Genomic DNA, 7,623 nt, shown 5'->3' on the forward strand with positions numbered 1-7,623 from the left:
CCGGCGCGCACCTGCTCCCGCCCATGCCCCCGGACGTCTCCGAGAGCTGCCGGTGGGCCCCGTCCTGGCGGTGGCCGGTGCCGCCGGGTCCCCGGGACTGACGGTGTCTCGCGGGGGCTTCGTCTCACCCCCTCACCCTCCACCGAATCCGGACCCGCGGACGCCGTGCCTCCTGCGCGTCCCGACATGACACCTGTCATCCCCCGCACGTCACGTCCCTCATTCCGACACGGTGACGTGTACGACTACGGCGGACCCGTCCGCCACGACATGCTGGGAACCATGGCAACGCAGAGGAACACCCACCCGACCGCCGACGGCGCGAGCACGGACGAGACCACCCCGGGCGACGGTGTCACCGAGACCGGAACCGACCGGACCGACGAGGACACCGCGAACGACGCGGACGGCCCCGGCGACGACGCCCCCACCGACCCCAAGGAGGCGGAGCGGGCCAGACGCGAGCAGGAGGCCCGGGAGGCCCTGCGTGCCATGAAGCCCTGGAAGGGCAAGGCCACCCGCCAGGACAAGATCCTGCTCGCCTGCGCCATCGGCATCCCCGCCTTCTTCCTGGCCCTCACCCCCGTCAAACCGCTCCTCATCGCCGACCATCCGATCGGGCTGGCCTTCCTGACGGGCAGCAACGCGGCGGTCGGGGCGGCGGCCGCCTTCGCCCGCATCGGCGAGATCCCGCTGTGGCTCGTCGTGGTCGCGGGCGTCTTCGGCAAGGTCAAGGTCGACTGGCTGTTCTGGTGGCTGGGCCGGCGCTGGGGCCGCGGCTTCATCAACAACTTCCTCGCCCGAGGCGAGCGGGCGCAGAAGTTCGCGGACAAGGCCCACGACCTCAACCCGTGGATCATCCGGATCGCGCTCACGCTCTCCTACCTGCCGGGCGTGCCCGCCGCACTCATCCACGTCACCGCGGGGTGGACCGGAATGCGCCTGCGGACCTTCTTCCTCTTCGACGCCCTCGGCGCCCTGATCCTCACCGGGGTCGTGACGGCCGTCGGCTACGCGAGCGGTCAGACCGGGGTCGACATCATCCTCCTCGTCGACCGCTACGCCCTGTGGATCACCTTCGCGATCATCTTCGCGATGGCCTTCTACCCCGTGTTCAAGCAGCAGCGCGCGGAGAAGGCCAAACAGAAGGCCCGGGAGAGGGCCGCCACGGCGGCCGAGTCCGCAGAGAAGACCGCCTGAGGGCGTGCGCGTCCACCTGGTCACCCACGAGCGGGGGCCGCACGGCTAGGCTGGCGTTCGGCAATCCGACACCCCGGGCCTGCCGGCTGCCTGGGTGCGTCACGAGCACACTCAAGGAGAGATCCCGTCATGGGACAGCGACACTTCGATCTGGTGGTCCTCGGCGCTGGGCCCGGCGGCTACGTCGCGGCGATCCGCGCGGCCCAGCTCGGGCTGAACACGGCCGTCATCGAGGAGAAGTACTGGGGCGGCGTCTGCCTGAACGTCGGCTGCATCCCCTCCAAGGCGCTCCTGCGCAACGCCGAGCTGGCCCACCTGTTCCGCACCGAGGCCGACCAGTTCGGCATCAAGGTGGACGGCACGGTCGAGTTCGACTTCGGCAAGGCCCACAGCCGCAGCCGTGAGGTGGCCGAGGGCCGCGTCAAGGGCGTCCACTTCCTCATGAAGAAGAACAAGATCACCGAGCTCAACGGGCGCGGCGCCTTCCTCGACGCCAACACCGTCGAGGTGCGCGGTGAGGACGGCTCCACCGAGACCGTCACCTTCGACAACGCGGTGATCGCCGCCGGGTCCTCCACCAGGCTGATCCCCGGCACGGAACTCTCCGAGCGGGTCGTCACCTACGAGGAGCAGATCCTCGACGAGAACCTCCCCGAGAGCATCATCATCGCGGGCGCGGGCGCCATCGGCGTCGAGTTCGCCTACGTCCTCGCCAACTACGGCGTCGACGTGACCATCGTGGAGTTCCTCGACCGCATGGTCCCGTTGGAGGACGAGGAGGTCTCCAAGGAGCTGGCACGCGCCTACAAGAAGCTCGGTGTGAAGGTCATGACCTCCACCCGCGTGGAGGGGGTCGAGGACACGGGCGAGAACGTCCGCGTCACCGTCTCCACCTCCGACGGCGAGCAGCAGACCCTGGAGGCCGACCGCCTGCTCCAGGCGATCGGGTTCGCGCCGAACGTCGAGGGCTACGGCCTGGAGAACACCGGTGTGAAGCTGACCGACCGCGGCGCGATCGACATCGACGCCCGGGGCCGCACCAACGTCCCGAACATCTACGCGATCGGCGACGTGACCGCCAAGCTCATGCTCGCGCACACCGCCGAGGCGATGGGCGTCGTCGCGGTGGAGACCATCGCGGGCGCCGAGACGCAGGAGGTCGACTACCGGTTCATCCCGCGCGCCACCTACTGCCAGCCCCAGATCGCCAGCTTCGGCTACAGCGAGACGGAGGCCCGGGAGGCCGGGTACGACGTCCAGGTCGCCAAGTTCCCCTTCATGGCCAACGGCAAGGCGCACGGCCTGGGCGAGACCCGCGGCTTCGTCAAGGTCATCTCCGACGGCGCGTACGGGGAGTTCCTCGGCGCCCACATGATCGGCCCGGACGTCACCGAGCTGCTGCCCGAGCTGACACTGGCCCAGCAGTGGGACCTGACGGTGCACGAGGTGTCCCGCAACATCCACGCGCACCCGACGCTCAGTGAGGCGGTCAAGGAGGCCGTGCACGGCCTGGCCGGGCACATGATCAACCTCTGACCGGACCGTGACACGCGGGGCGGCGGGAACGAGGACTCGGCCACGTCGGCGAGGCACGCGGGGGACTTGCTAAGTTTCCCTGTGACCCCCGCCGGAGTCTCCTCCCGCCGTCCGGCGCCCCCGATCCGAAAGCCACCCATGCGCCTGATCCCCTCCACCCCCCTGTCGTGCCTGGGCACGGCCGTCGTCGTTGTCGCCGTCGGCGGTGTCGCCCTCGTCGGCTTCGGCGTGATCGACCTCGACATGGACCTGAGCCTGTCCAGCGGCGACCTCGACGCCTTCGAGGGCCTGCCGCTCGGTGATCCCAGCGGCGAGCCCAGCACCGGTCCCGACGCCGAGGAGACCCCGGACGCGCCCGGCTACGCCCTCCCCGAGTCGTGCGCGGCGGCGGGCGTCGCGGAGGTCGTCGGCGACCTGGCACCGGGCCCGGTCCTGACCGAGGAGTCCGGCGAGGTCGAGGGCGTCGACGACGCGGAGCAGCTCGTGTGCTCGTACGGTGACGGCGGCGCCGAGTCGGGCAGTCCCACCTTCACCGTCGTGTTCACCCTGGGCGCCGACCCGAGCACCAATCCCGACGTGGTCCGGGTGCCCGGTTCCGAGGAGCGGATGAACTGGGAGGTGGACGTCGACGTGGACGTGGACACCTACCACACCGACGAGGCCGACAGCCTGGGCGGCGACCTGGAGTACGTGGGGACCGTGGACGGCTCCAGCCGCCACCTGTACCTGGCGCTCCCCGGTGAGCTGCACGTGACCGCGATCTCCTACTTCGGCGACGTGCCCCGCGAGGACCTGGAGCGCGTCGTCATGACGGCCGCGGAGCGGATCAGGAACTGAGCACGCCCGCGGCCAGGCGCCGCAGGCAGCGGTCGACCAGGGCGGCCGGACCGTCGTCCCCCTCCGCGGGTGCGTCGACGGCCGCCCACTGCTCGAGCGACACCCGCACCGCGTCGGTGGCGACGGCCGCCGCCAGGCGGTGGGCGATCGGGTCGTCGCCGAACCCGGGCCACGTCTCCAGCACCTCGGCGAGCCGTTCCTCCGACTGCCGGTTCACCCGGTACCAGACATCGCGGAGGGCCTCGTCGGTCGCGGCCGCGCGCAGGAGCGCCCGCGTCCACTCCAGCCCCTCGGGTCCGCCGTCGTCCCCCTCCGACATGGTCTCGGCGACCGACTCCGCCAGGAACCCGACCAGGTCCCGCCCGGTCGCGCCCCCCTTCCCCGGCGCCGCCATCCGCTCGGAGAGCCGGGCACGCCAGCGGTCGGCCCCCGCGAGCAGCAACGGCGCCACGGCGTCCTGCTTGGTGCGGAAGTAGCGGTAGAAGGTGCGCAGCGCCACCCCGGACGCGCGGGCGATGTCCTCGGCGGTGGTCTGGTCCACTCCGTCACGCGCGAAGAGCGCGGCTGCGGCGCGGGCGATCTCCAGGCGTGTGGCCCGTCGTCGGCGCTCGTGCAGGGGGGCGGAGGGCGCCTCGGGCGGCGGTGCGGCACTCATTCCCACCAGCATAGTCATGTGGTAATGACCATGTACGCCAATGTGGCATGACGTGCCAAATATGCATAACGTGTAGTGGAGAGTGGAGCCGCCGACGACACAGCCCGACGGCCACGAGAGTCTGGAGCAGACCATGAACCGCTACGAAGGGCGCCGCGTACTCGTCACCGGCGCCGGATCCGGAATCGGCCAGGCCACGGCGCTGCGCGTGTTGTCGGAGGGCGGCGCGGTCGTCGCCGCGGACGTGAGCGAGGCCGGCCTGAAGGACACCCTGGACAAGGCGGGCCCGGCCGCCGAACGCCTCGGCACCGTGGTCGTCGACATCGCCGACGAGACATCCGTCCGCGCCGCCGTCCGATCCGCCGCCGCCCAGCTCGGCGGACTGGACGCGCTGGTCAACGCCGCCGGGATCCTGCGCTCCTCGCACACCGAGCGGACCAGCGCGGCCGACTTCACCCACATCCTCCGGGTGAACCTGGTCGGCACGTTCCTCGTCATCCGGGAAGCGCTGCCGCACCTGCGCGAGGGCCGGGGTCCCGCCGTGGTCAACTTCAGCTCGACCTCAGCCGCCTTCGCCCACCCGTACATGGCCGCCTACGCGGCGAGCAAGGGTGGTGTCCAGTCCATGACCCACGCGCTCGCCAGCGAGTACGCCGCGGACGGCATCCGCTTCACCGCCGTGCAGCCGGGCTCGATCTCCAGCGGCATGACGGACGGCAGCGGCGCGAGCGGGCGGAGCGTCGGCCCGGGCCTGCCCGAGGACGCCGACATGAGCCTGTTCGCCAAACTGAGCCCCGCCGTCGGCGGCGGGGGCTTCGCCGGGCCGGAGACCGTCGCCTCCGTCGTCGCCATGCTGGCGTCGGAGGACGGTGCGTTCGTCACCGGCACCGAGATCCGCGTCGACGGCGGCACGCACTTCTGATCCGGCCCTGACCTGACACGGGTCCCGCACACACGAGGGGCGCGGCCGCGCGCACCGCGACCGCGCCCCTCCCCGTGCCTGCGTCGGGGAACCGGTCAGTACTCGACCGGGATCTCCTCGAACTCGCCGAACGGGCCCGCGCGCAGGGTCAGCCGCTCCACGTCCGCCGCGGGCGCCGGGAACACGGCGACCAGGTCGTAGGTGTTGCCCGGCTGGAGCAGGTGCACCTCCTCGGCGAAGCTGCTGTAGCGGCCCTCGCCGAAGTCCATCTGCGCCACGTACCGCACCAGGCCGTTCTCCGGCTCCAGCAGCTGGAAGCCGCCGAGCGTGCCCTTGTTGAACTGCTCCGGGCCACCCGCCAGGATCGCGTCCGTTCCGCCCAGCTCCGGGATGGTCGGCTCGTCCCCGGTGTTGGTGAGGGCGAACGTCCCGAGGACGTAGGCGCCGTCGCGGCGCAGCGGGTAGACGTCCAGGCGCACCCCGTCGAGCTCACCGCTGGCCACCACCGAACCCGGGTCGTCGCTGTAGGGCGCGGGCCAGGTGACGTTGCGCTGGGCCACGCCCAGGGCGTCCTCGTCGTACGCCTCTTCCTCCGAGGCCTCCGACGAGGTGTTGTAGACGTAGGAGAACTCGACGCGGCGGTTGCGGGCGCGGGCCTGCTCGTCGTCGGGTCCGCCCTCGCGCGCGACCGGCTCGTCCATACCGCGCCCCTCGACCTCCAGGGTGTACCCGGAGCCGATCTCCTCGGCGAGCAGGTCGCGGACGGTCTCGGCGCGGTCCACCGACAGGGCGTCGTTGTAGGAGGCGCTGCCGATGCCGTCGGTGTGGCCGATGACCGTGATGGTCGGGTCCTCGGGGTCGACGTTGGCGGTCAGGGTCGTGGCCGCGCGCCGGACCACCTCCTCGGCCTCCGGGGTGAGGTCCGAGCTGTCGAAGGCGAACATCACGTCCGAGTGCAGCGAAATGATCTCGCGGTCGCCGTCACGGGTGGTGGAGGCGATCTGGGAGTCGACGAAGCTCTGCACCCAGCCCTCGTCGGCCACGGCGTCCTCGTCGGGGCGGCGGTTGGCGAAGGTGAGGTTCTCGCCGCGCGGCGGGGGGTTGTCCAGGGTGAGGTGGTCGGCCCCGTTCGGGTCCTCGGGGTCCGCTCGTTCCTCGTCCACGTCCTGGACGGGGATCCCGGTCATCGCGCCCAGGCCGCTGCCGATGAAGGTCACCTGCTCGACCTCGTCGGGCAGGCGCGGGTAGTAGCGGACGTACTCGTTGGTGACCTCGTCGTGCACCGGGTACAGCCCGTCCCCGCCCGGGCTCTCGGAGCCGTACTTGAGGCCGTCCTCGTCGAGGAACTGGCGGTACACCCGGCCGGTCATCGGATCCACGAGCGTGTGCGCCATGCTCAGGTTCCGGTTGGGGCCGGAGAACTCGTCGGAGTAGGTCACCTCGTAGTACATGACCGTGTACTCGTCGGTGCGCTCCAGGCCGGTGATCGAGAAGGTCATCTCGTTGTCCTGGCCCGTGTCCTGGAAAATCCGGCCCTCGCGGACGTAGGGGAACTCCTCCGTGACCTCGGGCGGGCCGTCCCCGCCGAAGGTCTCGGACCACCAGCCGGCGGTGGCCGTGCAGCCGCTGAGCAGGAGGGCTCCCGATACGGTCAGGGCGACCGCGGTGACGGGCGTCTTCCACGCCATGTGGGGGAACTCCGATCGTTGAGGGGACGTACCGGCAACATCCTCCACCAGTCGGGCGCCCGAGCCGACCGCGCGGCCCCCTCGACGGGGCCGCGTCGCCCCCGGACGGAAATTCTTCCGAACCGACCAATCCGCGTCCGCGCCCGGCCGCGAATCCCCCACGTGACCACCAAGACACGGGGCGGCAGCACACGGCCCGAGAAGCAGCGAGGAACCGCCGTCGGCGTGACCGTCGGCCTGCTCACCGCGGCGTTCGGCCTCGGCGCCGCCGAACTCGCCGCCGGCGCGCTGCGCACCGCGTCCCCGGTGGTCGTCGTCGGCGACGCGCTCGTCGACAACAGCCCACCCGAGCTGATGGAACTGGCGATCTCGCTGCTCGGTACGGCCGACAAGCCCGTACTGATCGCGGGGATCGTGGTGGTCCTCGCCGTGTCCGGCGCCGTGCTGGGGATCGTGGCGCTCGCCCGCCCGGTCCTTGGCCACGCCGGACTGGCGGTCCTGGCGACGGCGGGTGCGACCGCCGTCCTCCTGCGCCGCGCCGACGAGCCGGGAGCCGTGGCCCCGGTCCTCGTCGGCGCGGTCGCGGGGGCGCTGGCCCTGGCCCTCCTGCTCAGGAGCGCGGGGGCCGGTCCCTCCCCCGTGGAGGGGGAGAAGGGGGAGACGACGGCACCGGCGGCGCGGGGGGAGACGCCCGATCCGACCCGGGAACCCGGAAGGCGCGGTTTCGTCCTGACCGCGACCGGGGTCCTGGGGGCGTCCGCGGCCGCCGGTGCCGTCGGCCACTG

6 protein-coding genes and 1 pseudogene are annotated in these 7,623 nt (G+C 71.7%); 5 read left to right on the plus strand and 2 right to left on the minus strand.

The window, feature by feature from the left end:
• Window positions 1-282 precede the first annotated feature (282 nt).
• From D471_RS0129625 to D471_RS0129635, 3 genes are all read left to right on the plus strand, one after another.
• A complete protein-coding gene (locus D471_RS0129625; RefSeq protein WP_083924409.1) occupies window positions 283-1,200 on the plus strand; it encodes a DedA family protein in 918 nt (305 codons plus the stop codon).
• 129 nt (window positions 1,201-1,329) lie between these two features.
• Window positions 1,330-2,736, plus strand: a complete 1,407-nt coding sequence (gene lpdA, locus D471_RS0129630; RefSeq protein ID WP_017601969.1) for a dihydrolipoyl dehydrogenase — start codon at window positions 1,330-1,332, stop codon at window positions 2,734-2,736.
• Window positions 2,737-2,874: 138 nt separating this feature from the next.
• Complete coding sequence (locus D471_RS0129635) at window positions 2,875-3,573, plus strand: hypothetical protein (protein WP_017601970.1); 699 nt, start codon at window positions 2,875-2,877, stop codon at window positions 3,571-3,573.
• Here D471_RS0129635 and D471_RS0129640 read toward each other — a convergent pair.
• Window positions 3,563-4,228, minus strand: coding sequence for a TetR/AcrR family transcriptional regulator (locus D471_RS0129640; protein WP_040691890.1), 666 nt, complete (start codon window positions 4,226-4,228; stop codon window positions 3,563-3,565). The genes D471_RS0129635 and D471_RS0129640 overlap by 11 nt on opposite strands.
• Before the next feature lie 133 nt (window positions 4,229-4,361).
• Between D471_RS0129640 and D471_RS0129645 the strand changes: the two genes are divergently transcribed.
• Window positions 4,362-5,150, plus strand: coding sequence for an SDR family NAD(P)-dependent oxidoreductase (locus tag D471_RS0129645; RefSeq protein WP_026128216.1), 789 nt, complete (start codon window positions 4,362-4,364; stop codon window positions 5,148-5,150).
• Window positions 5,151-5,245: 95 nt separating this feature from the next.
• Here D471_RS0129645 and D471_RS0129650 read toward each other — a convergent pair whose 3' ends face one another.
• A complete protein-coding gene (locus D471_RS0129650; RefSeq protein WP_026128217.1) occupies window positions 5,246-6,838 on the minus strand; it encodes an OmpA family protein in 1,593 nt (530 codons plus the stop codon).
• A gap of 162 nt (window positions 6,839-7,000) precedes the next feature.
• Here D471_RS0129650 and D471_RS40545 point away from each other — a divergent pair.
• A pseudogene (locus D471_RS40545) lies at window positions 7,001-7,623 on the plus strand (molybdopterin-binding oxidoreductase); the annotation flags it as partial.

It is taken from the genome of Nocardiopsis lucentensis DSM 44048 (assembly GCF_000341125.1).
GTDB classification, from domain to species: domain Bacteria; phylum Actinomycetota; class Actinomycetes; order Streptosporangiales; family Streptosporangiaceae; genus Nocardiopsis; species Nocardiopsis lucentensis.